Origin of the sequence: Psychrobacillus soli (assembly GCF_006861775.1) — a bacterium.
GTDB classification, from domain to species: domain Bacteria; phylum Bacillota; class Bacilli; order Bacillales_A; family Planococcaceae; genus Psychrobacillus; species Psychrobacillus soli.
Genome location: NZ_VDGG01000001.1, coordinates 159973 through 185937 on the forward strand (window position 1 = coordinate 159973; position 25965 = coordinate 185937).

The 25965-nt window shown below is 38.0% G+C and carries 30 protein-coding genes; 12 read left to right on the plus strand and 18 right to left on the minus strand.

Annotated elements, in window-relative coordinates:
* The first annotated feature begins 3 nt into the window (after positions 1-3).
* Positions 4-897 (plus strand): fumarylacetoacetate hydrolase family protein, encoded by an 894-nt coding sequence (locus FG383_RS00700; RefSeq protein WP_142604918.1) that lies wholly within the window; start codon positions 4-6, stop codon positions 895-897.
* 53 nt (positions 898-950) lie between these two features.
* Here the strand turns inward: FG383_RS00700 and FG383_RS00705 are convergent, their stop codons facing one another.
* The 3 genes from FG383_RS00705 to FG383_RS20795 form a co-directional block, all read right to left on the minus strand.
* On the minus strand, positions 951-2075 hold the full coding sequence (locus FG383_RS00705; protein WP_142604919.1) for an NADH-dependent flavin oxidoreductase: 1125 nt from the start codon (positions 2073-2075) through the stop codon (positions 951-953).
* A gap of 253 nt (positions 2076-2328) precedes the next feature.
* Entirely contained in the window at positions 2329-2574 is a 246-nt protein-coding gene (locus FG383_RS00710) for a hypothetical protein (RefSeq protein WP_142604920.1), read from the minus strand.
* Positions 2575-2665: 91 nt separating this feature from the next.
* A complete protein-coding gene (locus FG383_RS20795) occupies positions 2666-2827 on the minus strand; it encodes a hypothetical protein (protein WP_221887495.1) in 162 nt (53 codons plus the stop codon).
* Between the two features lie 169 nt (positions 2828-2996).
* On the opposite strand from FG383_RS20795, the gene FG383_RS00715 reads away from it, so the two are divergent.
* Positions 2997-3416: a pyrimidine dimer DNA glycosylase/endonuclease V gene (locus tag FG383_RS00715; RefSeq protein WP_142604921.1), complete on the plus strand. Its 420-nt coding sequence runs from the start codon at positions 2997-2999 to the stop codon at positions 3414-3416.
* 66 nt (positions 3417-3482) lie between these two features.
* Here the strand turns inward: FG383_RS00715 and gltS are convergent, their stop codons facing one another.
* Both gltS and hutG read right to left on the minus strand, forming a co-directional pair.
* Positions 3483-4673, minus strand: coding sequence for a sodium/glutamate symporter (gene gltS, locus FG383_RS00720; protein ID WP_142604922.1), 1191 nt, complete (start codon positions 4671-4673; stop codon positions 3483-3485).
* Positions 4657-5631, minus strand: coding sequence for a formimidoylglutamase (hutG, locus tag FG383_RS00725; protein WP_246096778.1), 975 nt, complete (start codon positions 5629-5631; stop codon positions 4657-4659). Before hutG ends, gltS begins: the two co-directional genes overlap by 17 nt.
* A gap of 129 nt (positions 5632-5760) precedes the next feature.
* Here hutG and FG383_RS00730 point away from each other — a divergent pair, with 129 nt between their 5' ends.
* Positions 5761-6642 carry a LysR family transcriptional regulator gene (locus FG383_RS00730; RefSeq protein ID WP_142604923.1) on the plus strand — a complete coding sequence of 294 codons (882 nt, stop codon included), beginning with the start codon at positions 5761-5763 and terminating at the stop codon, positions 6640-6642.
* Between the two features lie 84 nt (positions 6643-6726).
* Here FG383_RS00730 and FG383_RS00735 read toward each other — a convergent pair whose 3' ends face one another.
* On the minus strand, positions 6727-7458 hold the full coding sequence (locus FG383_RS00735; protein WP_142604924.1) for an MBL fold metallo-hydrolase: 732 nt from the start codon (positions 7456-7458) through the stop codon (positions 6727-6729).
* Positions 7459-7577: 119 nt separating this feature from the next.
* On the opposite strand from FG383_RS00735, the gene FG383_RS00740 reads away from it, so the two are divergent.
* Positions 7578-7904, plus strand: a complete 327-nt coding sequence (locus tag FG383_RS00740; protein WP_142604925.1) for a nucleoside triphosphate pyrophosphohydrolase — start codon at positions 7578-7580, stop codon at positions 7902-7904.
* Between the two features lie 143 nt (positions 7905-8047).
* Here the strand turns inward: FG383_RS00740 and FG383_RS00745 are convergent, their stop codons facing one another.
* Positions 8048-8797, minus strand: a complete 750-nt coding sequence (locus FG383_RS00745) for an SDR family NAD(P)-dependent oxidoreductase (protein ID WP_142604973.1) — start codon at positions 8795-8797, stop codon at positions 8048-8050.
* 114 nt (positions 8798-8911) lie between these two features.
* Between FG383_RS00745 and FG383_RS00750 the strand changes: the two genes are divergently transcribed.
* Positions 8912-9553 (plus strand): TetR/AcrR family transcriptional regulator, encoded by a 642-nt coding sequence (locus FG383_RS00750; RefSeq protein WP_142604926.1) that lies wholly within the window; start codon positions 8912-8914, stop codon positions 9551-9553.
* Positions 9554-9799: 246 nt separating this feature from the next.
* The gene (locus FG383_RS00755; protein WP_142604927.1) at positions 9800-10291 is read left to right on the plus strand and encodes a hypothetical protein; all 492 of its coding nucleotides are present in this window, start codon (positions 9800-9802) and stop codon (positions 10289-10291) included.
* Positions 10292-10427: 136 nt separating this feature from the next.
* Here FG383_RS00755 and FG383_RS00760 read toward each other — a convergent pair whose 3' ends face one another.
* Complete coding sequence (locus tag FG383_RS00760; protein WP_142604928.1) at positions 10428-10943, minus strand: hypothetical protein; 516 nt, start codon at positions 10941-10943, stop codon at positions 10428-10430.
* A 234-nt stretch (positions 10944-11177) separates the two neighbouring features.
* Between FG383_RS00760 and FG383_RS00765 the strand changes: the two genes are divergently transcribed.
* The 3 genes from FG383_RS00765 to FG383_RS00775 all read left to right on the plus strand — a co-directional run bounded on the left by FG383_RS00765 (position 11178) and on the right by FG383_RS00775 (position 13740).
* Complete coding sequence (locus FG383_RS00765; protein WP_142604929.1) at positions 11178-12089, plus strand: carbon-nitrogen hydrolase family protein; 912 nt, start codon at positions 11178-11180, stop codon at positions 12087-12089.
* Positions 12090-12111: 22 nt separating this feature from the next.
* A complete protein-coding gene (locus FG383_RS00770) occupies positions 12112-12780 on the plus strand; it encodes a GNAT family N-acetyltransferase (protein WP_142604930.1) in 669 nt (222 codons plus the stop codon).
* 93 nt (positions 12781-12873) lie between these two features.
* Positions 12874-13740: an AraC family transcriptional regulator gene (locus FG383_RS00775; protein WP_142604931.1), complete on the plus strand. Its 867-nt coding sequence runs from the start codon at positions 12874-12876 to the stop codon at positions 13738-13740.
* On the opposite strand, the gene FG383_RS00780 is transcribed toward FG383_RS00775, so the two are convergent.
* The 10 genes from FG383_RS00780 to FG383_RS00825 all read right to left on the minus strand — a co-directional run bounded on the left by FG383_RS00780 (position 13704) and on the right by FG383_RS00825 (position 23226).
* Complete coding sequence (locus FG383_RS00780; protein ID WP_142604932.1) at positions 13704-14153, minus strand: DUF4181 domain-containing protein; 450 nt, start codon at positions 14151-14153, stop codon at positions 13704-13706. The two genes, FG383_RS00775 and FG383_RS00780, sit on opposite strands and share 37 nt — an antisense overlap.
* 120 nt (positions 14154-14273) lie before the next feature.
* Positions 14274-14936 carry a GNAT family N-acetyltransferase gene (locus FG383_RS00785; protein WP_185907805.1) on the minus strand — a complete coding sequence of 221 codons (663 nt, stop codon included), beginning with the start codon at positions 14934-14936 and terminating at the stop codon, positions 14274-14276.
* Positions 14937-15040: 104 nt separating this feature from the next.
* The gene (gene pcp, locus FG383_RS00790) at positions 15041-15643 is read right to left on the minus strand and encodes a pyroglutamyl-peptidase I (protein WP_142604934.1); all 603 of its coding nucleotides are present in this window, start codon (positions 15641-15643) and stop codon (positions 15041-15043) included.
* 130 nt (positions 15644-15773) lie between these two features.
* The gene (locus tag FG383_RS00795; RefSeq protein WP_142604935.1) at positions 15774-16601 is read right to left on the minus strand and encodes an alpha/beta fold hydrolase; all 828 of its coding nucleotides are present in this window, start codon (positions 16599-16601) and stop codon (positions 15774-15776) included.
* A 174-nt stretch (positions 16602-16775) separates the two neighbouring features.
* On the minus strand, positions 16776-18302 hold the full coding sequence (locus tag FG383_RS00800) for a tripartite tricarboxylate transporter permease (RefSeq protein ID WP_142604936.1): 1527 nt from the start codon (positions 18300-18302) through the stop codon (positions 16776-16778).
* An 18-nt stretch (positions 18303-18320) separates the two neighbouring features.
* Positions 18321-18770: a tripartite tricarboxylate transporter TctB family protein gene (locus FG383_RS00805; protein WP_142604937.1), complete on the minus strand. Its 450-nt coding sequence runs from the start codon at positions 18768-18770 to the stop codon at positions 18321-18323.
* 53 nt (positions 18771-18823) lie between these two features.
* Positions 18824-19858, minus strand: a complete 1035-nt coding sequence (locus tag FG383_RS00810) for a Bug family tripartite tricarboxylate transporter substrate binding protein (RefSeq protein ID WP_142604938.1) — start codon at positions 19856-19858, stop codon at positions 18824-18826.
* A gap of 133 nt (positions 19859-19991) precedes the next feature.
* Positions 19992-20684 carry a response regulator gene (locus FG383_RS00815; protein ID WP_142604939.1) on the minus strand — a complete coding sequence of 231 codons (693 nt, stop codon included), beginning with the start codon at positions 20682-20684 and terminating at the stop codon, positions 19992-19994.
* On the minus strand, positions 20647-22284 hold the full coding sequence (locus tag FG383_RS00820; protein WP_142604974.1) for an ATP-binding protein: 1638 nt from the start codon (positions 22282-22284) through the stop codon (positions 20647-20649). The genes FG383_RS00815 and FG383_RS00820 overlap by 38 nt, the downstream gene beginning before the upstream one ends.
* A gap of 12 nt (positions 22285-22296) precedes the next feature.
* Complete coding sequence (locus FG383_RS00825; protein WP_142604940.1) at positions 22297-23226, minus strand: AEC family transporter; 930 nt, start codon at positions 23224-23226, stop codon at positions 22297-22299.
* A gap of 179 nt (positions 23227-23405) precedes the next feature.
* On the opposite strand from FG383_RS00825, the gene FG383_RS00830 reads away from it, so the two are divergent.
* From FG383_RS00830 to FG383_RS00840, 3 genes are all read left to right on the plus strand, one after another.
* A complete protein-coding gene (locus tag FG383_RS00830; RefSeq protein ID WP_142604975.1) occupies positions 23406-23984 on the plus strand; it encodes a biotin transporter BioY in 579 nt (192 codons plus the stop codon).
* A complete protein-coding gene (bioB, locus tag FG383_RS00835) occupies positions 23981-24991 on the plus strand; it encodes a biotin synthase BioB (RefSeq protein ID WP_142604941.1) in 1011 nt (336 codons plus the stop codon). Before FG383_RS00830 ends, bioB begins: the two co-directional genes overlap by 4 nt.
* A gap of 253 nt (positions 24992-25244) precedes the next feature.
* Positions 25245-25964 carry an ABC transporter ATP-binding protein gene (locus tag FG383_RS00840; RefSeq protein WP_142604942.1) on the plus strand — a complete coding sequence of 240 codons (720 nt, stop codon included), beginning with the start codon at positions 25245-25247 and terminating at the stop codon, positions 25962-25964.
* Position 25965: the final 1 nt, after the last annotated feature.

A 25965-nucleotide genomic window follows, 5' to 3' on the forward strand; every position in this document is an offset into this window, starting at 1 on the left:
TCAATGAAACTAGTTACATTTGAAGTGAATAATGAACAAAAATTCGGGATTTATACCGAAGAGGGAATAGTGGATTTATCCGCTAAAACAGGGCTTAAAGACATTAAGTCTGCTCTAGAAGAAAACAAGTTTGAAAGCCTATCTACATATGCTAACGATGCAGTAGATTATAAAATGGACGAAGTGAAGTTACTTCCTGTAGTAACTAATCCTTCCAAAATATTTTGTGCAGGTGTAAATTACGATGAACATCGACTAGAAACGAAAAGAGACCATACACAACATCCTACAATATTTTTCCGAGTTCCAAGATCACAAGTTGCACACAATGCACCAATGATTATTCCGCACGAATCTGAACGCTTTGATTTTGAGGGTGAAATTGCAATTGTGATCAATAAAGAAGGACGTCGTATTTCACAGGAAGACGCTTATGACTATATCGCTGGTTACTCCTGCTACAACGATGGAAGTGTAAGGGATTATCAGCTTCATACTTCTCAATGGGGTCCTGGTAAAAACTTCGAGCATACAGGTGCATTCGGACCTTGGTTAGTGACTGCAGATGAGTTCGAGCCTGGTGAAGTATTAACGTTAGAAACACGTTTAAATGGGGAAGTTATGCAAAAAGCGGATACTAGCCTACTATTATTCTCTATTCCTGAATTGATTGAGTACGTTTCATCTTTTATAACTCTAGAGCCTGGTGATGTTATCGTCACTGGTACTCCTGGTGGTGTAGGTGCAAAACGTCAGCCTCCTGTTTTCATGAAAGATGGAGATATAGTGGAAGTAGAAGTAAGTAAAATAGGGATTTTAACGAATCCTATTAAATCTGAAAAACTGATGCAATCTGAACAAGTAACAGATGGAGCTGTGGAAGTTACGAATAGCTAGTTGTTTCCTCTTCCAAGCAGCAGAAAAACCGGGCAAAAAACGCCCGGTCCTTTTTAATCTTCTACAGGTAACCAACCTTTTACATTCATCAGTCTGTCCCATAATGGATCAGGAATAACTAATTCTTCCTGAGCAGATTTAGAAAGAGTTGTCCGTATTTGATCTTCCTCACCTGCTTGGACTTTTTCCATCCACTTCGGTTCCATTAGAAATTCGCGACCTAGCGCAATGATTGGGACACCTGTTTCAAGTGCTTCTACCACTTCATCTGGTGTGTGCAATGAACCTACCCCGACGACCGGAACACGATTTCCTATTTTTTCATGTATCTTAATAATTCTTGACTGTGTATTATCTTTTTCACGGAAGGAGCCATTCCAGAAATGATTCACAGACACATGTAAATAGTCTAATCCTTGATCTGCCAGCTTATCGACAAATTGCAATGTATCTTCCAATTGAATCCCTGGATTACTGCCTTCTTCTGGAGATATTCGGTAACCAACGATAAATGGAGTTTTTGCATGTTCCTTTACTGCTTTTTGGACAGAATCTACAATAGCTAAAGGAAAATTCATCCGATTCTCAAGGGATCCGCCCCATTGGTCTTCTCTTCTATTGGAATGTGGTGAGAAGAATTGCTGTAATAAATATGTGTTCGCCCCGTGGATTTCTACTCCATCAAAACCTGCTTCTATAGCTCTCCTAGTAGCATCACCAAAAGCGTGGATTGTATGATTTATTTCATCCTCTGTCATCTCTCTCGGAACTGTTGCACCTTCATTTGCCGCAGCAATAGCACTTGCTGAAACAGGTCGTCCATCTGGCAGTAATTGTGATGGCGACTGTCTACCTCCATGATAAATCTGTATAATTGCTTTTGTTCCATTCGACTGAAAAGTCTTCGCTAGTTTTTTCAAACCCGGAATGAATTTATCATTATCTATACTGAATTGTCCCGGAAATCCTTTACCACCCATACTCACATACGCACAGGCAGTGATGAATGTTCCGACTCCACCAGAACGCTCTTTATAATAAGCTAGCTCTCTTTCCGAAACCTCTCCATTTTCTTCAGAGGAATAGTTAGTCATCGGTGCGACCATTATTCGATTTTTTACTTTTACTCCTGATGGAAACGTAAACTCTTGAAAGATTTTTTCATATTTTTGCTTCATTGTTTTAACTCCTTTTTAGCCCTTCCTGAGAAGAACAATATGTTATCTCTATTTAATACTACAGAAGTTAGACTTAACCTTCCAACAATCTGCCATCTAAAAAATCCCTATGCTGCACACTATCCCACGATAGTATGCTACATAGGGATTAAATGAATTCCAATATCGCTAAACAACGAGAAAAGCCTAAGGGAGAACAATAGATTAGTTCAAAAAGACAACAATCATTTTGGTGGTGTTGCCTTTAAATAATCTATTCTTCTAGTATAAATTTCACCACATCATATCCACAATTATTACAAACCATTAGATGAGGACAAATCTTATTATTAACTGTATTTAAATAACCATCACCCATTTTCACCGTCTCTTCATCATTATAATGTCCATAAGGATCTAAATAATCGGATACCTTTCCTGAGTCATCTAACCGAGTATTACATTTTGGGCAAGAGATATCTAATTCTTTTAATGAGTTACATACAGGACACATTGCCATAAGTATCACTCCTTTTTGCTTTCAACTATTAAATGATGAAATCCGTAACCCCGCATGGAGTCACGGATTTCATCCTATTAACTTTCTAAACTTAATTTCCGCCCCGTTCATCCACATGGTGATCGTTTTGACCATCTTTCACCTGAAGTTCTTCTTTCTGTTTGTCACTTAACTCATTGGGCTTTCCTTGTTCAACTGTTTGATCTTTTTGATTGGAGGATTCCTTTTCATGATTCAACTCATTTTTCATCATATTCACCTCCCTAATGGTCTTTTCAACATTACTTTTCCCCAAAATATTCGTTTCTAACATTTTTCTTTAGAAACTTAAAGATTCGAGTTGGTCTTAAATTAAGACTGGAAATTGTGGAATTATTTTTGTTATCCTTGGTGCATAATAGGTTTAACAGGAGATGATTTTTTTGCGTTTATGGCACTATAGTTTACTCAGCATTTTGCCGAAATCACAACTACTGGCACAGTGGCGAGAGTTAAATAGTATTTTTGCGAAGGAAGACCGTCATATTTTGATTAACTATATGTATGACTATTCGAAAGATGATTTGTTTGCCTATACACAGCTTGTTATGCATGAAATGCGTGCACGCAATATTAATATTCGCACGCTAGATAAAATGGAGCGTTATTTCGACGATGGACCTTTTGAGAAAGTGACGCATCCATTTGTTCGTCATCATAACGAGGAATATTTCGAGATATGTTACTTTAATTTAAAAGAAAAATTTATGCGCGGCCAAAAGGATTTTGATGCGGCGCGCTATGAAGCTTTAACGAAGATGTACGAAGTAATTCGTTTGTCCCTATGTAACAAACAAACATGAAAGTTTCTTGCACAGGAACGATAATAAATCCCCTGTTCAACAACATGAACAAGGGATTATTATCGTTTATTGGAATAAGTTAATTGTCGTAATAATAATAGGCATTGCAAACACATCTATGAGGAACGCTCCAACAATTGGTACTACTAGATATGCTTTTTTCGATGGTCCGAATCTTTCTGTTACAGCAGCCATATTCGCCATAGCATTAGGTGTTGCACCTAAACCATGCCCAGTGAAACCAGCTACCATTACAGCAGCATCGTAATTTTTTCCTAATAGACGGAACAGAACAAAGATGCCAAAAAGAATGATAAAAATAACTTGGACGATAACAATTGCGATTAATGGAAGCGCCAAGTCCGCTATTTCCCAAAGTTTAATGCTCATTAGTGCCATGGATAAGAAAATCCCTAAAGAAATATCACCTACTAAGCCGATACTTTTCATGTCTACTGTTTTAGGATTAAACTTATCTACAATATTTCTCACGATCACTGCTACAAACATAGCCCCAACGTATCCCGGAAGAACAAACCCTGTTGCAGAGGAGAACAAACCTCCTAAGTAAGTTCCAAGAGCCATACAGAAAGTTATGAGGAATAGTTGTGTGAAAAAGGTATTCGTATTAATTGTTTTGCCTTTCTCTTCAAGGTCAACTTCTGTAACTTCATCCGTTTCCGTTGATTTCAAATCATACTTGGTAACAAGATATTTAACAATCGGTCCTCCAATAAGTCCCCCTGCAACAAGTCCAAAGGTAGCCGCTGCTACACCGATAGACATTGCCGAATTAATACCCAAATCTTCAACAGTTTGTCCGAATGCAGTTGCTGCACCATGTCCACCTTCCATTGATACAGCTCCAGCCATCATTCCGATTAAAGGATGAAGATCAAATAAATATGCCATAGACACGCCTATTGTGTTTTGCGCAAGCGCTAAAAATCCACAAGCTAGCCAGTAAATGACGAGTAGCTTACCACCCAATTTTACAAGCTTAAAACTTGCGCCCAAGCCAACTGTAGTAAAAAAAGTAAGCATGAACAAGCCTTGTAAAGATGTATCCAATGTAATTTCAAACAAACCAAAAGATTTGGCTACTGTAGCGAGGAATGCAAATAGTAATCCCCCGACCACTGGTGCCGGTATACAGAACTTATTTAAGAATCCAACCTTCTTCACTAGGTAAGTACCTAAAACCAATAGTGCGATGGAAAGAAAGATTGTTGTAATTTGGTCAAGTGCTAGTGTCATTCTTTCTTCCTCCTAAAAATGATGTAATTGCTTCATTTGTCAAATATGCTCCAAGTTTTACGGTTCTATTATTTTCATCCATCATTGGATTTACTTCCGAAATATCAAAAGATAACACTTTTTCATGGGAAGTTACCGTCTTAATAATTGCACGAACAATGGAGGGATCCAAACCAAACGGTGATGGAGCACTTACACCGGGTGCAAATGCAGCATTTAGTACGTCCGTACACAGCGTAAGCATGATCCAATCATTTTCTTGGATAAACTTCTCTATCTCTTTTTTCACTTGGGTCATCTGACCATAGTGCATATCTTCTTCTAAAATATATTGGACATCTAGTTCATCTGCCCTGTTGAATAGTTCTTGCGTATTTCCGTAGCGCTGGATACCAAGTACGAAATAACTACTGTTTTCATCTTGTTCAAGTATTTGTCTGAACATCGTCCCCGAAGAAGTCTGTTCATCGTATGGACGCAAATCGAAGTGTGCGTCAATATTAATAATCCCTAGCTTCGCTTCTATTCCAACATGGTTTCGAACACCCAGATAATGTCCGTAAGCGGTTTCATGTCCGCCGCCAAGAATAATCGGGGTCATCTTTTTATCTAGTACTTTGTTTACTACTTCCCCAAGTTGTTGTTGGGCTTTTTCTAAGTCATTGCCAATACACTCAATTGTTCCTATATCTGCAAGACGTTTTTCATTAGATAATTTCCATGGTAGCTTTGCCAATTCGGATCGTATTGCGTTAGGTGCTTTTGCCGCTCCTAGCTGTCCTTTATTTCTCCGGACACCTTCTTCACTTTCAAAACCTATAATTACACAAGTCTCCCCTATAGATTTAAGCGCTTCCATTTTTTCTAACTCAACAATTTGGTGATACCGGAAACTTGTTCTATTTTCAAGATGATCAGTACGTCCCGACCAAATATCCATCTTTACATTTTTTAGCAAGTCTATTCATCCTTTCTTAAACTGAAGAACATACATTTTTATCAATTATAAATTAACTTATTTATAAATTCTAATATATAATTACTATAAATATATAGCTTATACCTATAAATGGTGGAGGTGTCATAGATGGATTTGAAACAACTTAATTATTTCGTGGCAATTGTTGACCATAAGAGCTTTTCTAAAGCTGCACAAAAACTGCATATTTCTCAACCTTCATTAAGTAATGCCATAAAAAGTTTAGAAAATGATTTAGGCTCTCAAATTCTTGATCGCAATACGAGAAATATTGAGTTAACGGAGGCTGGCACTATTTTATATAGCAAAGCAGTTCAGCTTTTGTTAGAGATGGACAGAGTAAAAAAAGAAATGGATGAAGTAAGACTTATAGGTAGTGGAGAGATACAACTTGGCATGATTGAATCCGTAAAGCATTGGATTCCAAAGGTGATTCTTCAATACAATGAGGATTTTCCTAATATGCGCATCAAACTAACCGAAGTACTCAGTGGAAATGATGTAAAAAATTCGTTACGGAATTACAACACACATGCCATCATAACAAATCAATTTATACAAGAAGAGGATATCGAAACAATTCCTTTATATAATGAAAAACTAGTATTAGTACTTCATGAAAGCAATCCGTTGACGAATTATCCAACCGTTACATTGCAGGACCTAGTAGGGGAGCCTTTTATTATTAGTAGTGAGGGTTTTCAAACAAGAGAAGATGTGTTAAGTGCTTTTGAAATGGAAGCCGTAATTCCTACTATCAAGTATGAGATAGAACGTTTTGAAACCGCATTAAGTCTAGTACGAGAAGGTATCGGCATCTCGCTAATTCCAGAAAACTATCTACAAGCTCTACCCGATAATACACTTGTAACTAAATCTATCGATTCACCTTCACTGGATAGAACTGTCTATTTGACTTATTTAAAAAACCGCTATGTATCACCCGCCATCCATGGATTTATAAATAAAATAAAGCTGTTTTTTTGTTGAACTGGATATAAACAGGAATGTTTCTCGCACAGGAAAAAAAGCTGATAGAGCAAATACTCCAAAGAGCATTCATTCTATCAGCTTTTATAATTCTATTAACATTCCCGGCTCTGCTAAATCAATGTTTTCATTGCCTTGTTTTTTCGCACTAACTACTAAATCGTTTAAATCCCCGTAGTGGGGGAGATGTGTTAATAACACCTTTTTTGCATTTGATTGATATGCTAGTATTCCTGCATGCTCAGACGTCATATGTCCAGAAGCTGCTCCGTCCATTCCTTCATACAAACTGCATTCAGTAATAAGAAGATCTGCATTAGCTGCAAACAGAATTAAGTCATTCGTAAAGCTAGTATCAGATGTAAATACAATACTTTTATTGTCACATACTATTTTGATACTATACGTTTCTACTGGATGAATATTTCTCACAAATGTACAGGTGAATGGTCCAATTTCTAACTGACTCTCTTCGTTAAAAGAACTAAATCGGGAATAAGCAACAGCCTCCACCTGCTTTTTCATATCTTCGTCTTCTGGTCCATAAACACATAACTCTTCATCAGCTCTACCTAAATGTGTGTTCACCAGTCTAGAAAATAAATACGCCCCAATATCACTAAAATGATCATAATGATAATGAGTTAAAATGACATGATCTATATCATTTAAATCAATATAATTTTGTAATGCCGTTAAAACACCACTTCCACAATCAATTAATAACGAAAACCCATCATGCTGAATTAAATACCCTGAACAAGGACCATTCTTTTTAGGGAATCCTCCCCACATACCAATTACTCTACACTCCATAAGTTTTAGCCTCTTTCACTGAATGATTCTGATTAACTAATTTCTCCAACATCTCCCTAGAACCCTTCTTTGAAATAATACTACCTTTCTCTATAATAAAAGAAAAAGGAAGTTGTCCAATGAGAGTTTACAACAAACTAGTACGCGACCTAATACCACAAGTCATCGAAAATACAGGTAGCAAATTCACCACACGCACTCTTGATCCTCCCGAACATTTAACAGAAATAAAGAAAAAGCTATTTGAAGAAGTACAGGAATTCCAAGTAACGACGAACCATCAAGATGCATTAGAAGAATTAGCTGACATTTTGGAGCTCATTCATGCAGCCCTTCCAATTCATGAAGCAACTTATGAAGATCTAGAGAAAAGGCGCATCGCTAAGAAAGAAAAACGTGGTGGATTTGAGGAAGGAATATTTTTGATAGCGGTTGAGGATGAATAAGTTACCGTTGATGCATCTAGTATATACTGGGTTACTACATTCACTATGAAATCAGGGGTTAAGCCAGTGATTCCACAGTTAAAGAATGTACCAAATTGAAAGAGCTTGCGAAAGTGACTTCCACTTCCACAAGCTCTTTTCACTTATTTCGCTGTAACTCCACCATCTACCGGTAACTCGATACCTGTAATATGGCTTGCTTCGTCTGATGCTAAGAACAATACTGCTGTAGCTACTTCTTCAGCTTTTCCTAGGTTTGGTAGGGCAATTTGAGACAAGAAATAGTCTTTGTATTGCGGACTTTCCATATGTGGCGCACTCATTGGCGTGACGATATAGCCAGGGTACACAGAGTTCACACGTATGTTCTTCTTACCGTAGTCAACAGCTGCTGCTTTTGTAATGGAACGTACAGCACCTTTAGAAGCTGTGTAAGCTCCTGCTCCAGCCATCCCAGTTAAGGCAGAGATCGAAGCAATGTTTACAATCGAACCACCTTCATTTTTCTCCATGAGTGGAATTGCTAGTTGCATTCCATGCATCGTACCGTTGATGTTGATAGCATATGTTCGTACCCAGTCTTCTTCTGTTTGTTCCATGAATGGCGTAGCCAACGAGATTCCTGCATTGTTTACTAAGATGTCTAATTTGCCGAATGCTTCGATTGTTTTGTTATAAACATTTTCCCACTCTTCTTTGGAAGCAACATTATGTTTGATCGCAATCGCTTCTCCACCAGTTTCTTTGATTTTTGCTACTACTGCTTCTGTTGCTTCAAAGTTGATGTCTGTTACTACAACTTTAGCACCCTCTCTTGCAAATAAAAGTGCTTCGGCTTCTCCCATTCCGCTTCCTGCTCCTGTAATTACAGCTACTTTACCTGCTAGTCTCATTTCCTTCACCTCATCATTAAATTTTGATAGTCTAACTATCATTTATTTTACTCCTAAAAATGGACAGGTGCAAACTTAAACGATGTATAATAAAAAAATAAAGGAGGTTATCCTATGCCACTTAGTGTTCGCGAACAAAATAAATCTACACGTTACCAACATATTGTTTCTGCAGCTGAGCGCTTATTTCTGGACCGTGGATTAGATAGCGTCCAAATGCAAGATGTAGCTAACGAAGCTGAAGTCGGAATCGCCACCGTTTTTCGCTACTTCCCCAAAAAGGATAAACTAATTGTTGCAGTTGCTATTCAAAACCTGGAAAGAATACTACCTGCATTTGAAGAAATCGCAGCTTCTCCTAAAACGGCGTATGTACGGTTGGAAGATGTGTTAAATTACTTGCTCGAAGAAGATCAAAACTCTCCCCCAGGTAATTCTTCCAAATTTCGGGAAGCTTTTGAAAGCTATGCTTCTTTTACAAAAGAGCCATTACCAGACATTGATGACTATATCGAGATTCAGAAACAAATTAGCAATAGCCTAAACCCAATTATCGAAGATGGGAAAACAGATGGATCCATTCGAACCGATCTAGCCATCAAAGAAACGCTCATAACAATCATTAATACTTTTGGTACTTTCGTAAATAATGTTGTACTAAAAGCACCGATTTCTTTCTTGGAGGAAGATATAGATCCACATATTCAGCAACGTTTATTAAAAGACATTCTCTTATCATATGTACGACCTGTTTGATTGCTGAGCTGTATTACGAAGTGAAAAGATAAAAAAGACAAGACAGTGAAGAAGCTCTTTCACATGTCTTGTCCTCTTCTTCTTTCACGGGAATCTAATGGTTTTAAGTTCATTTATCATACAAATGAACTTAAAAACCATGGGAAAACATTCACCATTGTAGACCATTTCACATAAATTAAAGGAATGGAAACAACTTTTGTTTCTTTCTAATGTTTCTAATGAAATTGAAAGGAAGATAGTTGAGTGGTAAATTTTCAATCTTTTCATGGTACTGTCACCATGATTAGTGATTTTATGATAGGACAAAATGGGGAAAGTGAAGGTTGTTATTCATTAATGTCTGTAGCTAACAGAAACGGAGATGTAGTAAATTTCGTGGTATCCCCTACTACTTACTTTGTAGACCATGTCATGGTGGCGGTAGGAGATCGGGTAACTGGATATTATGATGCAAATGCGCCTGTTCCTTTTATATACCCACCACAATATCGTGCACTTGTTATGGTAAAAGATAATGCCTATCAAAATGTAAAAGTAGACTATTTTAATAGCCAATTGGAGAGTAGTGACGGTCAATTAAGATTAAATATTTCACCAGATACGCAACTATTATTAACAAATGGGCAAGCCTTTAAAAGAAACCCTGCAAACCGGAATCTAATTGTTAGTTATGGACCTACCACAAGAAGTATCCCAGCTCAAACGACCCCCTATAAAATAATCGTTTGGTGTTAGAAACGAACATGAAAATAGTGTGAGTGTTAGTTCCCTGTGTCAGAAACAAACATGAAAATTATAACATTCACGTTTGTTTGAATTAACGTGAATGTTTCTGACACAGGGTCACAAATCCAGAGACAATTTCAAACCCTTATATCCCATTCAACACTTCCAACGTTTCTAACACATGTTCCAAAAAATCTGCAATGTCCCCCATATGTTCTTCGTTAATTTTGTGGACAAACTCCACTTCTATCGTATCTAAATAACTCGATTCTTCCTGTTCATACACAAAGCTCAGTGTTTGTGTTACTTGAATTTCATTTTCCCAAATAGCATTTAATGCTTGCTCTATCTTTTTACACTGTATAGGTATATTTTGAACATGTTTGTTAAATCGCAGTAACAAGGAACACCCTATACTTTCCCCAAGTATTTCAAGTATCTCCCCCGCTAAATCTTCTAGAGAAGCCTTTAATACTATTTCTGCTGTAATAGCTTGTTGATCGACTAGTGTAAATTGAAGTTCGAACCTTCTCGCAAGAATAGATAAATCCATTTGGTCTGCTCTGTTTGTAATATTTATCTTGCGTTCTAAATTATCTAAATCATACACATGATTTTCAAATGCTACTTTTAAATTTTCAAAAATGGTTGGATCATACATAATAATACCTCCAAATAAAAGTGCCGCGAGCTTCCCATTTGCGAGCAAGCCACTACGTAACGGAATTATATCATAGATGGTATCAAACACTGTTGTTTATAGTAATCGGAGTAGCATCAAGATGCATGAATCACATCATTTTATGAATGAATTTCGAATGGATTATTTCATGGTTTATGATATGATTCATCTATTATTTAATAATATAGATACAATTTTCAAGGAGGTATACAGATGAAACTGCGTGTATCTGCTGTACAATATCATCTTCATACAATTAATAGTTTTGAGGAATTCGAGGCACAGGTGACACATTATGTGAAAACAGCTGCTGAATTCAATACTGATTTTATTTTGTTTCCAGAATTTATAACGACACAGTTGCTTTCCATTTCTGATAAGGGCCAAGGTCAACCAATCCAAAACCTACCGAATTACACGGAAAGCTATTATCGGCTTTTTTCTTCGTTAGCTATGGAACATGGAGTTCATATTATTGGCGGGACTCATGTCATTCGTAAAGAGGAGCGTTTATACAATGTTGCGCATCTATTTTCTCCGGATGGTCAGATTGGTGAACAAGCGAAACTTCACTTAACGCCGACTGAAGTCTCTGAATGGGGTATTTCACCCGGTGAGTCTCTCCGAATTTTCGAAACGCCAAAAGGAAAAATAGCACTCTTAACATGTTACGATATCGAATTCCCAGAAGTAGTACGAATGGTTCGTGGTATGGGTGCCGACGTGATTTTCTCGCCTTCTTGTACGGATGACCGTCACGGCTTCAACCGCGTGCGTTATACAAGCCACGCACGCACAATTGAAAACCAAGTGTATGTTGTGACAACTGGAACTGTTGGATCACTTCCAACGGTAGACTTTATGCGCGGAAACTTTGGTCAAGCAGCTGTTATCACACCAAATGATGTACCTTTTCCGCAAGATGGAATTTTGGTGAAAGGTGAAATTAATAACGATATGGTTATTTCCGCCGATCTTGACTTATCACTATTGCATGAAGTTCGGGAACACGGCTCTGTCACAACATGGAGAGACCGTCGATTCGATTTATATCCAGACCTTGGTACAATGACAGTAGAAACATCCATGACAAAGGAAATGATCTTGCAAAAGACAAATTCATAAAAAAAATGAAGGAGTGGCTGTAATGGAATACGTTCAAATTAAAAACATAGAAGACCCATTGTTTCCGAAAATGCACAGATTGATGCAAGAAGTGTTTCCTGCTGAAGAGGTACTTGAGTACGAATTATGGAGAGAGCCTTTACTTGACCCTACTATTCGTATGTTTGTGGCAGTGGAAGATGGCGAAGTTGTAGGTGCAACGGAATATCGATTCTATGCAGACAAGATGTTATCCATGACGGACTTTACAATGATTGGGAAGGAAGGCATTGGTGTCGGACCGTTCCTTGCGAAAAAACGGCATGAAGATTTAATGCAGCTCTCTAAAGAGCATAACGTCGAGTTGATTGGTGTGTTTGCCGAAATTTACGATCCTTACCGAATTGGAAACCATGCGTTTGGCGGAATTAAAGCAATGAATCCATTTGTACGTCGTGAAGTGTTAGCTCACCTCGGCTTCAAACGATTGAATTTCACTTATGTGCACCCATCTTGGACAAATGAAGGGGATGCCGTTACTGATTTGGATTTTTGCTTCTTGCCATACCAAGATGTCCAAACGTTAAATGCCCGCTTTATCGCTGATTTTTTGAAATCATATTATGCGATTCTGTCGCATAAACCAGAAGCCTGGCACACGATGATTACAGAATTGGAATCAAAAGACGAGATTGAGTTGTATCCTTTATAATTCATCTTTTGACAAACGCCTCTCTATTGATATAGAGAGGCGTTTTCCGTTATATTTATTTTAACGGACAAAATCGGAAGTGGGTGTGCCGAGTTGAAACATATACTTGAAGTATTAAAAAAAGAGAATCATGTGGTGCTTAATAGTATTTCATTTTCTCATTATCAAAATAAAACAAGTTCTGAGTTCAAGTCATCGGAACCCGGAATCCTTTTTGTACTGGAAGGTAGTTTGACTTATCGAATCGGTGAAGACGAATCTCGGCTGCTCAAGGCCGGAGAATATGTATTTTATCCGCAAGGCGTAAATGTTCAGTTTGATATCAGTAAGCTAAGCAGCACGCTTCTCTTTCCCTTATCAATCTCCATAACAGAGCAGTTTGTTCATCTTTTGCAGCAGCACAACCGCTTTTCGCCACCTCTGCTCGAGAATCCGAATCGAGTATGTATTTTACAAGAACCATGGACAGTAGAGATCAATAGTCTACTCGAAAAAATTCTTGTTCATATTTCCAAAAATCAACCTTATTTTGTTCACCTTAGTTTACTTGAGATTATGGCCTATATCTTTCCTAATGAACATATGCTGTCTAAAATCACGTATGTCCTTGATCACTATTTATTACCCGATCCCATTCGAAATGCAGAAAGCTATATTTTACAATATTATCACCAACCGATTCGCATGAAGCAGTTAACGGAAGTAACAAATGTGAGTGAATCACAGTTGAACCGAATGTACCAAAGAACTTTCCAATTAACACCTATGGAACGTGTAGCAGCTATTCGCATGGAACAAGCAGCACAATTGCTACGTAATCCTTCACAGAGTGTAACAAATGTGGCCCTTCAAGTCGGGTATCAAAGCATGTCGGCTTTCTTGCAACAATTCAAGAAGAAATACGGAGTCTCTCCGAAAGAATATCAAACAAAAACAACTGCGAAAGAAATACAAACATGAATGGAACAATTTATGGATCTACAATAAAATTCAATTAAGCGATTAAGCCAATCAGTGTATGATGCAATGAGAATAAACATAACGAGAACAGATGCTCCAAAGAGATGGATGATATATTCGCCACGTTGAATCGGATATTTCCATTCCATCAATGCGCGAAATAATTGAAGCACCGTAAAAAAGAATGCGATCCATAAATAACTCCATTCTACTTTTAAGTTTATTACGAAGAAATAACTTATTATAAATCCAACTATTAGAGTAATCTCTCCCCATTTATGTATGTCATTTACATATTTTTGTCGATTTTTATCTCTTTTCCCTATTTTAAAAACCTTTCGTAAATACATTTCAATGACAGTCAGAATGGCAAGAGCAACCAAAATAAAAATGATTGCTTTAAGCAAAAACATAATACTTCATCCCCTTTTCACTACCTCTTTTCGAACAAGTGATAAATACTCTACTGTTCGATGAAGTGAAAAGTTTCAATTTATTAGTACTTTTTACGAAAAGCTTGTGCTTATCTACTGTTACTTGAAAGGGTTTTTCCATTCCATCAACAAAGCATTATTATATGATTCCTCATCCTCCAAATAATTTGGCACGACACAAACTGGAGTTCGCCCACATCTGAGCAAAAACGAAATCACTGGATCTTTCAAGTCACCGGACAGGACGCTTTCTACATACTGTTCAGGCGTCAGTTGCTTCGCATAATGATGATACCCAGGCATCCTTCCACCTCCGAGCACGCGGTCCAAATCATCGTGAACGACCCGCTCATATACGGATTGCATCAACAACTTTCCAAGATCCAGCTTGCGAAATGCAGGTTTGACAGAAATATCAACAATATACAATGTCTTCCCATTAGGATCGTGATTTCGAATGTACCCATGATCCGTTACTTCCTCCCAAGTATGTATTGGGTTATCTGGATCGAAATGAACTAATAATCCTGTAATGGAGCCGACAAGCTCACCATTTATCTCCACACATAATGCGCCTTCCTGATAATGCTTCACATGGTTTTCAAGCTGTTCCTCACTCCACCACAGTTCAGATGGAAAGGGAGGAGGAAAACATTCTTGCTGAATCGCGATCAAGTCTTCAAAGTCCTCTTGCGCATAGTTTCTTACAATTGCTCGAACAGGCCTACCTTCTTGGAACACAAATAATTCTTTTCGATACACCATCCTACCTCCTAATCACCGTTGTCTTACCTTACCTTATAAAAATAGGCACGCATATCATATTGAAAACGCATCCCTATTATTAATTTTGTTTCTAACATTGCTTATACTAATTCCCCAATACAAATCTCCACACTTCTCTTCAAATCCGCATGGGACCAACTCGGAATCTTTCCATGTTGTATAGCTAATTCATGAGATGCTGGAATGTGGATAAATCCTGCTCTCATATTTAATTTTGTTGTTTTTGCGTAGTGAAGTGCTTCGTACATAACATTGTTACATAAATAGGTTCCTGCTGTATTGGATATTTCTGCAGGGAATCCTTCTTCTATTAGTTTGTTGACCATTTGACGAATCGGTAATGTGGAAAAGTAGCCCGGCTCCCCCTCCAGATTAATAGTTTCATCGATCGGGATATGCCCTTCATTGTCAGCTGCTCCGTCTTTCACGTTAATGGCGATACGTTCTGGGGTGATTTTGTATCTTCCACCTGCCAATCCTAATGAAATAACCGCATCCGGTTCTATTTCTTCTATATATGCTAATAGTTCAGCTCCAGATGATGCAAAATCGACTGGCAGTACTTGTCCTATTACTTGATAGCCCCCGATTTCAAGGCCATTTAGTTCCTCAACAATTCTCATTGTTGGATTTACTGTGAAAGATAGAAATGGTACAAATCCTGTTAATAATAATTTTTTCATCGTGTCGCCTCCTCGTTCATTCTTATACTTAGTTTGTGTTTCTTCCACATGTATGTCAACAAAAATGCAGACTCCCTTACTCGGAGTCTGCATTTCTATCTATCCCTTTTTTCCTTCACACATATGAATGTTAGGTATCTACCGACAAAAACTGTTCTACCAGTTTGTTAAATTTCTCACTATGCTCCCAGAACATCAAGTGACCACCGAGTACTTCTATGGAGGATTTTGGAGAAATCTTTTGTGTAAATTCAATTGCTGTAGCTGCCCAGTGATCCGCTACAATCGTCAATGTTGGTACTGTTTCACTAGCTATCCTCGCTTCCTCACGATAGTCCGAGAACATACCAGAGGCAAATAGATTCGTTGCAATATAATACGGTGTTTTTAAAGATTGTTCTACCAGCCAATTGAGCTCATCCTCGGTTACTTCACGTTGCACCATAACACTCGTTGTATATGCTTGGATGAATTCCCGTTGACCTGCTGGATTGCGTAAGTATGTGTTATAGATTGCCCCAATGTCACCTATGGTCCCTTCCACCCAATCTTCTTCATGGTTCGTCGATAATGCTTTTGGTGACATGTCTATGAAAATAAGAGATTTTACATTGTCATAGTCGTTTTGTTTAAGATATTCCCAAACAGTTAAGCAACCAAATGACCACCCTGCCAGCGTCACATTTTTTAGTTGTAATGTATCGATTACTTTCGCCAAGTCTGTCCCATGCGTAACATAATCATTCCCTTGTAACGTAATCGATGAACGACCATGACTTCTAGGATCAATAACTATCACCCGATTTGTTTTAGAGAAATGTTCCACCTGATGGATAAACACTTCCGTTGTAAATGTAAAGCCAGGGATGAAAACAATGGGGTCCCCACTTCCTACATCTTGAACAAAAATCTCTACACCGGGATCTACTTCCACATACTTTCCGTCCAACACTGTCATCAACTAGCCTCCTTATCGTAAGAGCGTCACCAAAGTGATTCTAGTCTACTCTTCGTCATATACACCATATTCGAACACTCTTACAAAAATTCCATTTTACTTAAACAAAAGTATCAAAAATTGGAGAATGCACCAAAAAAGCAGACTCGCACTTCCTCCGAGTCTGCATTCCTATTAACCTTCTTCATTTATAATAACTTTTCGTCCTCTAAGCTTGAGTAATAAAGGAACTAACAGCCATGCTACAGCTGCAATAATAAAAACTAACGACAATGGCTTAGTAAAGAAAATACTAAACTCTCCATTAGAAATTGTTAAAGCGCGTCGCATATTATTTTCAATCATTGGTCCTAATACAAGTGCAAGTACTAAAGGAGCCACTGGGTAATCATTCTTAGATAATAGATAACCTAAAACCCCACAGCCCAACAATAGGAACAAGTCAAACGTTGTATATTGTACGGCATATACTCCGAAAAAGGAAATAGCGACAATCAGCGGTAGTAAATACTTTTTCGGTGTTTCAATAATTTTTGCAAAGACACGTACTAATGGCATGTTAAGGACGAGTAGCATTAAGTTCCCGATAAGCATACTTGCGATTAGCCCCCATGCAACTTCCGGATGCTCGTCAAAAAGTAGCGGACCTGGCTGTATATTGTACATGATCAGCGCACCCATTAATATTGCTGTTGTACCTGAACCAGGGATTCCTAGCGTTAAAAGTGGAATCATTGCACCGCCAGAGGCCGCATTATTTGCTGACTCTGGACCAGCTACACCCGCAATATTTCCTTTACCGAACGTTTCTGGATTTTTACTAAATTTTTTCTCTGTCATGTAAGAGAAAAACGACGCAAGTGTTGCACCTGCTCCAGGTAATACACCGATAAAGAATCCAAGTAGGGAGCCACGCGCAATTGGTAATGCACTGTCTTTCATATCTTGTTTAGTTGGCATGATACGATGAATCTTAGCAATTGCCCCCGTCTCATCATCTTTTTCTAAAATCGTTTTAAACACTTCTCCCAGTGCAAATAAACCTACTGCAACTGTTAAAAATTCAAGTCCTGAATACAAAATAGGTTGATCGTATGTAAAACGAGCAATACCAGAAACCGCATCGATTCCAATTGTGCCAAGCATTAGCCCCAAAACAGTCATGATCAATGCTTTTGTCATCGACTTTCCTGCCAGTCCACTAACTGCTGCTAATCCTAATAACATTAAGGAAAAGTATTCCGCTGGTCCAAACTTAACGGCAACATTCGAAAGTGGTTCGGCTAAAAGAATCAGTCCAATCAGTGCTACAATCCCAGCACAAAATGACCCAATCGCCGAAATGGCTAAAGCAGCTCCTGCGCGCCCTTGCTGTGCCATTTGATAGCCATCTAATGTCGTCACAACTGAAGAGGATTCCCCTGGTGTGTTCAATAAAATAGAAGTAGTAGACCCTCCATACATCGCCCCATAATATACTCCTGCTAATAAAATAATCGAACTTGCCGCAGCTGCACTAGTTGGCATCCCTGAAGTAATCGTTGCTGTCACAGGAATGAGGAGTGCAACACCGCTCATCGGACCGATACCTGGTAGTACACCTACTGCAGTTCCAATGATAACCCCTACTAAAGCAAACAATAAATTATGCCACTGAAAAGCGACACTAAAACCGTCCGCTAAATATTGTAATGTATCCATAATTTAACTCCTCCCCCTCTACACCAACGGAAACCCTGGCAAAGAACCGCCCAGTAGCTCCGAAAAAAGGTAATAAACACCAAAGGCAAAAAACGCAGAAATTAAAAGAGAAGAGATTATTTTTCTACGCTCCATCGTCTGAAAAGCAATTAGTAAAAATAGAAAAGTAGATGCGACATATCCTATCTTCTCTAAGAAAAAGGCATAAAGCACTGCACTTACGAAAATGATAAGGAACTTTTTATATTGCAGCTTCTCTTTCTTAGATTCTTCCGATTTAATTTTGAATGTTTCATATAAAAGCCGTATGCTTAAAGCAATTAATATTATACCAAGCCACATCGGAAATATTTTCGGACCAACAGATGATCCGTATGCGCTGTCGGAAATTTTTTGACTTTCTACAAGAAATAGAATTCCCACTAACAAAAAAGCAACACCGGCAAACTGATCGAATTTTTTATTCATATTTTTATTCTCTCCTAACTTAAAAAGGCGACTCTGCAGCCGCCTACATAATGTTATTTTTGCATGCCAAGTGCTGTTAAAAGTTCCACAATCACTTTATCTTGTTCTTCTAAATAAGTAATAAAGTCTGCTGAGTTACGATATTCGCTTGCCCAACCATTTTTCTCTAATTCTGCTTTCCACTCATCTTTTTCTACCATTTCTCCTAGTTTTTCAGACCAATAGTTTACAGCACCCTCAGACATTTCTTTCGGTCCAAAAATACCTCTCCAGATAGTAAACTCTGCATCGATACCTGATTCTTTATAAGTAGGTACATCTGCTAATTCTCCTTCTAAACGTTCAGAAGAGCTAACTGCCAATACACGTACATCTCCTGATTTTGCATATGTTGCGATCGTTGATGCATCTGTTGCGATAACGTCTGCATTACCACCTAGTAACGCAGCAACCGCTTCTCCTCCACCATCATATGACACATACTTCACTGCTTTCGGATCAATTCCTGCTTCAAATGCAGGCAAGATTCCTATTAGATGATCCATAGAACCAGGTGCAGATCCACCTGCAAGTGTTACTGCTTTCGGATCGGCTTTTATCGCATCTAGGACATCTTGCAATGTTTCAAAAGATGAATCACTTTTTACAACAATCGCTCCGTAGTCACGAGTTAGTTGTGCAAGTGGCGTTGTATCCCTGTAACCGTAAGGGCTATTCCCTTCCGCTTTATCATTATTAATAAGAATCGGTGGAGACTTTACCATCAGTACATAGTCATTTTTCGCTTCTTTCGTTGCAAACTCTGCCATGTAAACAGCACCGCCACCTCCTGGTTTATTTTCAACAACGATTGGTTTTTCGATCAATTTCGTATCATTCATCGTTTTAGCGATCGATCGTGCTGTTAAATCCCATCCGCCCCCAGCTCCTGATGGCGCAACAATCGTAATATTACTTTTCGGATAATCCGAAGTAGCAGTTCCTTCGACTTTACTATCGCTTCCTTTTTCACTGGACGAACAAGCTGCTAAGCCTATTGCCAATGCCGCTGTAAACGCAATTGACGTGACTTTCTTCCAAGTTTTCATAAAATCCCCCTCATCCCCATGCAATGATAGCGTTTTCATCCGCTTGCTACTAATTTATCAGAACATTTCACTAACTCAATGTTTATGGTGATAAGTTGGATAATGAAAATTGAAATCATTTTGTTCATATTGTTCACGACGACTGAATGAAGTATCTCCGTTCTGGTCTACCAACTGATCCATATATAAGTTCCGCATATACTAGCTTTTCAGAAGCAAGGTATTCCAAATAGCGTCTGGCAGTTGAGCGACTAACACCGACTGCTATTCCTAGTGTTTCTGCGGTAATGCCATCATTGACGGCCTTTATATGATCAACCACTTTTTCCTTTGTAATCGGATCAATACCTTTTGGCGGAGCTTCCTCCAAATTAGGAACGGACGAAGCGGTGTTATTCCAAAGAGACTTGATTAAGTCTTCTTGTACTTCCCCGCTACGTGTCAGAATATCTCGCTTCATTTTGTAAGAGAGTAGGCTTTCTTTAAATTTCTCAAAAGTTAACGGTTTTAAAATATAATCCGCCACCCCACTTCGAAATGCCTTCTTCACAATATCCGATTCTGCTGCTGCCGTTATAAAAATGATATCGGTATCTGGACTATGTTCTTGGATAACCGCTAATAAGTCCGTTCCAAGCGTATCTGGTAGATACACATCTAATAAGATTAAATCTGGCATGTACGAAATTATCCAATCTTTTGCCTCTTCCCCCGTAAAAGCAGAACCAATAACTTTGAACCCTTCCAATTTCTCAATAAATCGTCGATGAATATCTGAAATTCTTTTATCATCTTCCACTATTAATATCTCTATTTGCTTTTCCATGTAAGTACCCCCCTTTTGGAATAGAGACGATAAACAACGCTCCACCAAGATCCCCTTTTTCTAGAGCAATCGTACCGCCTAAATCATTTACGTTTTCCTTCACCTTCACTAAACCAAATCCACGATTTTTATCACTTTTAGTAGATACTTTTTCTTTCCAAACAACATCTAGTACTTCCTCGGACACACCTGCCCCTGAATCTTCTACTTCGATGATTATCTCTTCTCCATTATCAATAATTAGTATGCGAACAAAGCGAATCGCTTCCGGTAATTTTTCAACTGCTTCAAAGGCATTCGTTACTAAGTTACCAATTATGGAAACGAATAAATGCTTTTGTAGATGTTTTGGTAGTTTTTCTAAATAACTATCTTCATCCAATATAAACTGCACCTTTAACTCCTTCGCACGATTAAGAAACCCAATGACAATTCCTCCAAGAAACGGGTCCTGTAAACGCTTCGTCATAAATTGAATAAGGGATTGATGCTCTGCCGTTCCTACATGAATTAAGTTAAGTGCTTCGTCATATGAGTTCAATTGAATAAGACCTGAAATAGTATATAAAAAATTATGATATTCATGTGTTTGAGCACGTAATGCCTCGGTGTATTGCTTCACTTGTGATAGCTCTTCCGCTAATCGATCAATATCGGATTGCGCACGAAAACTAGACACTGCACCGACAATTTTCTCTCCGACACGAATTGGTATTCGATTGACGATTGCCTTTTTTCCCCGTATCTCCATGGAGCGATCTAAATGTTCTTCACCAAATTCTAAAACTTGTGGAAGATAAGTGTTCGGTATGACATCCCAAACATTTCGACCGACTAATTCAGTTTCCAGTGGTAATGATAATATTTCATGGGCAGCTAAATTCGCCATTGTAATGACGCCTTTTGCATCAACCATAATAATTCCTTCCCGAACGGACTCTATTAATGCATTACGCTCTGTAAATAAATGAGCGATTTCAGCTGGTTCCAGATTAAATAGTTCTTTCTTTATATTGCGGGCTAATATACCGGAACCGAGAATTCCTAGTAATATCGCAACAACAACGATAAATGCAATATTATCCACATATTGTATGAATATCGTTGTAATATCCTCTTTTAAAAACCCAACTGAAATGATGCCAATGATTTCTCCGTTTTCATCCACTACAGGAGCCTTTCCCCTTAAAGCAGTCCCAAGCGTACCTGTAGCTTCCGAAATATAGGAATGTCCGTATAGAAGCGCTTGCTCATTATCGTCTCCCACCATTTTCTTACCAATTCTTTCCACGATCGGATGTGCATAGCGGATACCGTCTTTATTCCCAATCACCACATATTCTGCACCAGTCATCGTCTGAATAGAAGTTGCGATTGGCTGCAGCATTTCTGGCGGATTTTCCGATTGAAATCCTGCTATAATATCTGGTCGTTCCGCTGTTGTAACTGCAATACTAAGTGCTCTTTCTCCAATTTGCTGTTCAATCGCATCCGATATTATAAAGTAAAATGAAATACCTATAATAATTGCTACCAATGAAACAAAGGCAGCTCCAAAAGAAAAAATCCTTGATTGTAAAGAAGCTCTCTCCGCTTTCATTTCATCCACTCACTATCCCCACAATATATTCGACAGATAAATAACAACCGTCACCGTAATGCAACTAACGACCGTTGAAAACAACACAATTTGTGCTGCCATATTCGGCTCCACATCGTACTCTAAAGCTAAAGTTGAACTATTTCTCGAAGTAGGAAAAGCACTGGCAATGAATAATGATTGTGCTACTACACCATCTAACCCCATTAACAGGATTAATCCAAATGCGAGAATTGGTCCCAGTACTAGCCGTCCAATTGTACTTGTTAAAATAACTTTATTAATAATCGTTTTAATATCAAGCTGTGCTAATTGCGCCCCTAACGTAATTAGTGCAATCGAGATAAACGCATTCGCTAAATAGTCTAATGGAATGCGTAAAAATGTAGGTATTCCAATATCCAAAATATTCATCAATGCCCCTAATATTAATGCATGCACAATTGGCAAACGAAGTAAGCTGCGTAAAATATCTAAGCCAGATTTTGTAGAAGATATTAAATTATATAAGCCATATGTATACGTAATAATATTTTGGAAAATCACAATAATAATTTGAATAGACGTTCCAAGAGGATTGGCTGAGAATAGCAGCTGACTAACAGGAATCCCATAATTACCAGAGTTAATAAGCACAATACTATTTTTATAAATAGCAGCTTGGTTTCTATTAAGCTTTAGTAGCTTACTAACAATGGATCCTAGCAACATCAAACAAACACTAAAAACCAATAAATAGCTAATGATTTGTCCTAATACCCCTGCATTCACTTTTGTCTCATAAATATTAATAAAAACAGCTGCCGGCATTAAACAATAAGTGATTAAATTCGAAAGCGCTTTTAAGTTAAGTTTAAACTTTAACTGCATGGTGGCGCCAATTCCAAGCATAATCAGAATAGGCGCAACTACTTGGAAAAACACGAGACTTAAATAAATCAATCGAGACACTCCTATCTAAATGTAAAATTGCATTTACAATATTATCCCACTATTTATAATTTTCTGCTATGTACTGAATGTGTTAACCAAAATAAAATAATGGTTTACACATTAGTTTTAAATACATATAATTAATAACGAAAGGGGGGTGTAAATTGGTAAAATCACGTTTACATGGAATGATTTTGGCTTCGCTATTTGCTGCATTAATGGGGATTGGTGCAAATATTACCTCTTTGCTACCATTTTTCGTTATTGCTGGAGTTCCTATTACTTTTCAACCGGTAGTTAGTTTACTTGCAGGTACTTTACTTGGGAAAAAATATGGACCACTTGCAATGACGATTTATTTATTCATTGGACTAGCGGGTATTCCAGTGTTTGCACGTTTTAGTGGTGGAATTAGCTCCATTCTTAGCCCAACGTTTGGTTTTTTACTAGCTTTCATTTTTGTCGCTTGGGTTGCAGGAGTAGTTACTGAAAAGAGTAAATCATTTCGTATGCTTTTAGTGGCGTCTTTTGTTGGAACTGTCATCATTTACTTAATTGGAACAAACTGGATGTATTTAGCGTATCAGTTTTGGTTTGATGCACCAGAAGGTTTTGATTACAAAATGGCTTGGACATTCATGCTAGTGCCTCTTCCGAAGGATATTGCGTTATCGGTTCTTTCCGCAATGATTTCGTATAAAGTGCTTCGAGCTTTCCCAGCAAAGATACAAAGTAATTCAACTATTAAAAATGAGGTGATTGGATGAATTGGCACGCACTAGCAGAAAATGTTTTGAATGGATATCAACTAACTTATCAGGAATGTCTCGATTTTTTACAAGCAGATAGTAAGGAAACCCTATCTCAATTAGATGCAGCATATTTAATACGCCACCATTACTACGGAAATGATGTCAAATTAAATATGCTTATCAATACAAAATCAGGATTATGCCCTGAAAACTGTCGGTATTGTTCGCAATCTTCCGAATCCAATGCACCAATTGACAAATATCGAATGATGACAAAAGACGAAATTGTAAATGGTGCAAAACGAGCAGCAGAGCTCGGGGCTGGAACATTTTGTATTGTTGCTAGCGGTCGAGGTCCAAGTAGACATGAGTTAGCAACTGTTAAAGCAGCAGCAAAAGAAATCAAAGAAACATTGCCGCTTAAATTATGCGGCTGTCTCGGTATTCTTGCAGATAATCAAGCAGAAGAGTTAAAAGAAGCTGGTATCGATCGATATAATCACAATATTAATACGTCCTCTGAGTTTCATGAAAAAATCGTATCCACTCATACATTTGATGATCGAGTAGGAACCGTTGAAAAAGTGAAACAGGCCGGTATGTCTCCTTGTTCAGGCGTTATTATTGGAATGGGCGAATCATTCGAACATATTATTAGCATGATGCATTCGCTTTCTTCATTAAATGCAGATTCTATCCCGATAAACTTCTTACATGCGATTGATGGAACTGCCTTTGCTGACAAAGAACCTCTAACGCCGATGTGGTGTTTACGTATTGTGGCACTCGCTCGTTTTATGCTTCCAACGAAAGAGATCCGAATTGCTGGAGGACGCGAACTTAACTTACGCTCCCTGCAACCAATGGCGTTATATGCAGCCAATTCCATTTTCCTTGGGGATTATTTAACGACATCAGGTCAAGAAGCAGAAAAAGATTTGAAGATGATTGAAGATTTAGGGTTTATTGTCGAGAAGGATGCATTCGCTCGGAGCGCAGAACATTTAGAAGTAAGCTATTAACTAATAAGAAACGCCCGAAGAAAATATTCCATTTTTCTCCGGGCGTTTTTCATTTGGTTGCGTGTATATCCCAATTAGTCTTCTTTACTCATTAATAGGTAATTAAAAACACAACTTACCGTTTCCCTCTGTAAGTGACCACATGTTTTGTGCAAGTCACTCCCCTATTCCCACCAGTCACTAAGAATCTACTTACAGGTAGAGAAATCCTCCATACAATGTGAATACAAAGAAAATCACCGGAGGGATCACCATGAAAATAATCGAAGTAAGCAATTTGAAAAAGTCTTATGGAACGAACCATGTGTTACAAGGCGTGAACTTTCAAGCCCAATCAGGAGAAGTCATTGGAGTTATCGGAAAAAATGGAGCTGGAAAATCGACCTTTCTGGAAATATTAATGACGATCAAACAGTACGATGCAGGGACAGTAATCGTATTAGATGAAAATATCGAATCACTACCTATGAACCGGCTCGAACTCGTTCGTAAACAAATTTCTGTCGTCCTTCAACCGACTCAATTTTATAAAACATTGAAAGTAGAAGAATTACTAAAACTATTCAAAGCATATTACAAATCATCTATCGACATTAAAAAAATTATTATCGATTTTAAATTAGAGCCCCACCGGAAAAAGTATTTTGATAAGCTTTCTGGTGGTTGGAAACAAATTGTGAGCTTAGCAATCGCTTTTTTATCGGAACCAAAACTACTCATATTGGATGAACCAACAACTGGACTGGATCCGCATATGCGCAATATGCTTTGGTCCTATATTACAGATTACAACAAACGGACGGGTGGAACGGTCATATTAACGACTCATAATATGGATGAGATTGAATTATACTGCGACAAAGTAATGCTTATCAATAACGGCGTGAATGAAGTATTCGATACTACAGAAGGCATTTTGGCATCTGGCTACAAATCGATCAACGAGTTTTATCTTGCGAAAGTATCTATTTAAG

Coding starts and splice junctions, on each gene's coding strand:
- FG383_RS00700 (WP_142604918.1), top strand. CDS start 4: ATGAAACTAGTTACATTTGAAGTGAATAATGAACAAAAATTCGGGATT.
- FG383_RS00705 (WP_142604919.1), bottom strand. CDS start 2,075: ATGAAGCAAAAATATGAAAAAATCTTTCAAGAGTTTACGTTTCCATCA.
- FG383_RS00710 (WP_142604920.1), bottom strand. CDS start 2,574: ATGGCAATGTGTCCTGTATGTAACTCATTAAAAGAATTAGATATCTCT.
- FG383_RS20795 (WP_221887495.1), bottom strand. CDS start 2,827: ATGATGAAAAATGAGTTGAATCATGAAAAGGAATCCTCCAATCAAAAA.
- gltS (WP_142604922.1), bottom strand. CDS start 4,673: ATGACACTAGCACTTGACCAAATTACAACAATCTTTCTTTCCATCGCA.
- FG383_RS00730 (WP_142604923.1), top strand. CDS start 5,761: ATGGATTTGAAACAACTTAATTATTTCGTGGCAATTGTTGACCATAAG.
- FG383_RS00735 (WP_142604924.1), bottom strand. CDS start 7,458: ATGGAGTGTAGAGTAATTGGTATGTGGGGAGGATTCCCTAAAAAGAAT.
- FG383_RS00740 (WP_142604925.1), top strand. CDS start 7,578: ATGAGAGTTTACAACAAACTAGTACGCGACCTAATACCACAAGTCATC.
- FG383_RS00745 (WP_142604973.1), bottom strand. CDS start 8,797: ATGAGACTAGCAGGTAAAGTAGCTGTAATTACAGGAGCAGGAAGCGGA.
- FG383_RS00750 (WP_142604926.1), top strand. CDS start 8,912: ATGCCACTTAGTGTTCGCGAACAAAATAAATCTACACGTTACCAACAT.
- FG383_RS00760 (WP_142604928.1), bottom strand. CDS start 10,943: ATGTATGATCCAACCATTTTTGAAAATTTAAAAGTAGCATTTGAAAAT.
- FG383_RS00765 (WP_142604929.1), top strand. CDS start 11,178: ATGAAACTGCGTGTATCTGCTGTACAATATCATCTTCATACAATTAAT.
- FG383_RS00770 (WP_142604930.1), top strand. CDS start 12,112: ATGGAATACGTTCAAATTAAAAACATAGAAGACCCATTGTTTCCGAAA.
- FG383_RS00780 (WP_142604932.1), bottom strand. CDS start 14,153: ATGTTTTTGCTTAAAGCAATCATTTTTATTTTGGTTGCTCTTGCCATT.
- pcp (WP_142604934.1), bottom strand. CDS start 15,643: ATGAAAAAATTATTATTAACAGGATTTGTACCATTTCTATCTTTCACA.
- FG383_RS00795 (WP_142604935.1), bottom strand. CDS start 16,601: ATGACAGTGTTGGACGGAAAGTATGTGGAAGTAGATCCCGGTGTAGAG.
- FG383_RS00800 (WP_142604936.1), bottom strand. CDS start 18,302: ATGGATACATTACAATATTTAGCGGACGGTTTTAGTGTCGCTTTTCAG.
- FG383_RS00805 (WP_142604937.1), bottom strand. CDS start 18,770: ATGAATAAAAAATTCGATCAGTTTGCCGGTGTTGCTTTTTTGTTAGTG.
- FG383_RS00810 (WP_142604938.1), bottom strand. CDS start 19,858: ATGAAAACTTGGAAGAAAGTCACGTCAATTGCGTTTACAGCGGCATTG.
- FG383_RS00815 (WP_142604939.1), bottom strand. CDS start 20,684: ATGGAAAAGCAAATAGAGATATTAATAGTGGAAGATGATAAAAGAATT.
- FG383_RS00820 (WP_142604974.1), bottom strand. CDS start 22,284: ATGAAAGCGGAGAGAGCTTCTTTACAATCAAGGATTTTTTCTTTTGGA.
- FG383_RS00830 (WP_142604975.1), top strand. CDS start 23,406: ATGATTTTGGCTTCGCTATTTGCTGCATTAATGGGGATTGGTGCAAAT.
- bioB (WP_142604941.1), top strand. CDS start 23,981: ATGAATTGGCACGCACTAGCAGAAAATGTTTTGAATGGATATCAACTA.
- FG383_RS00840 (WP_142604942.1), top strand. CDS start 25,245: ATGAAAATAATCGAAGTAAGCAATTTGAAAAAGTCTTATGGAACGAAC.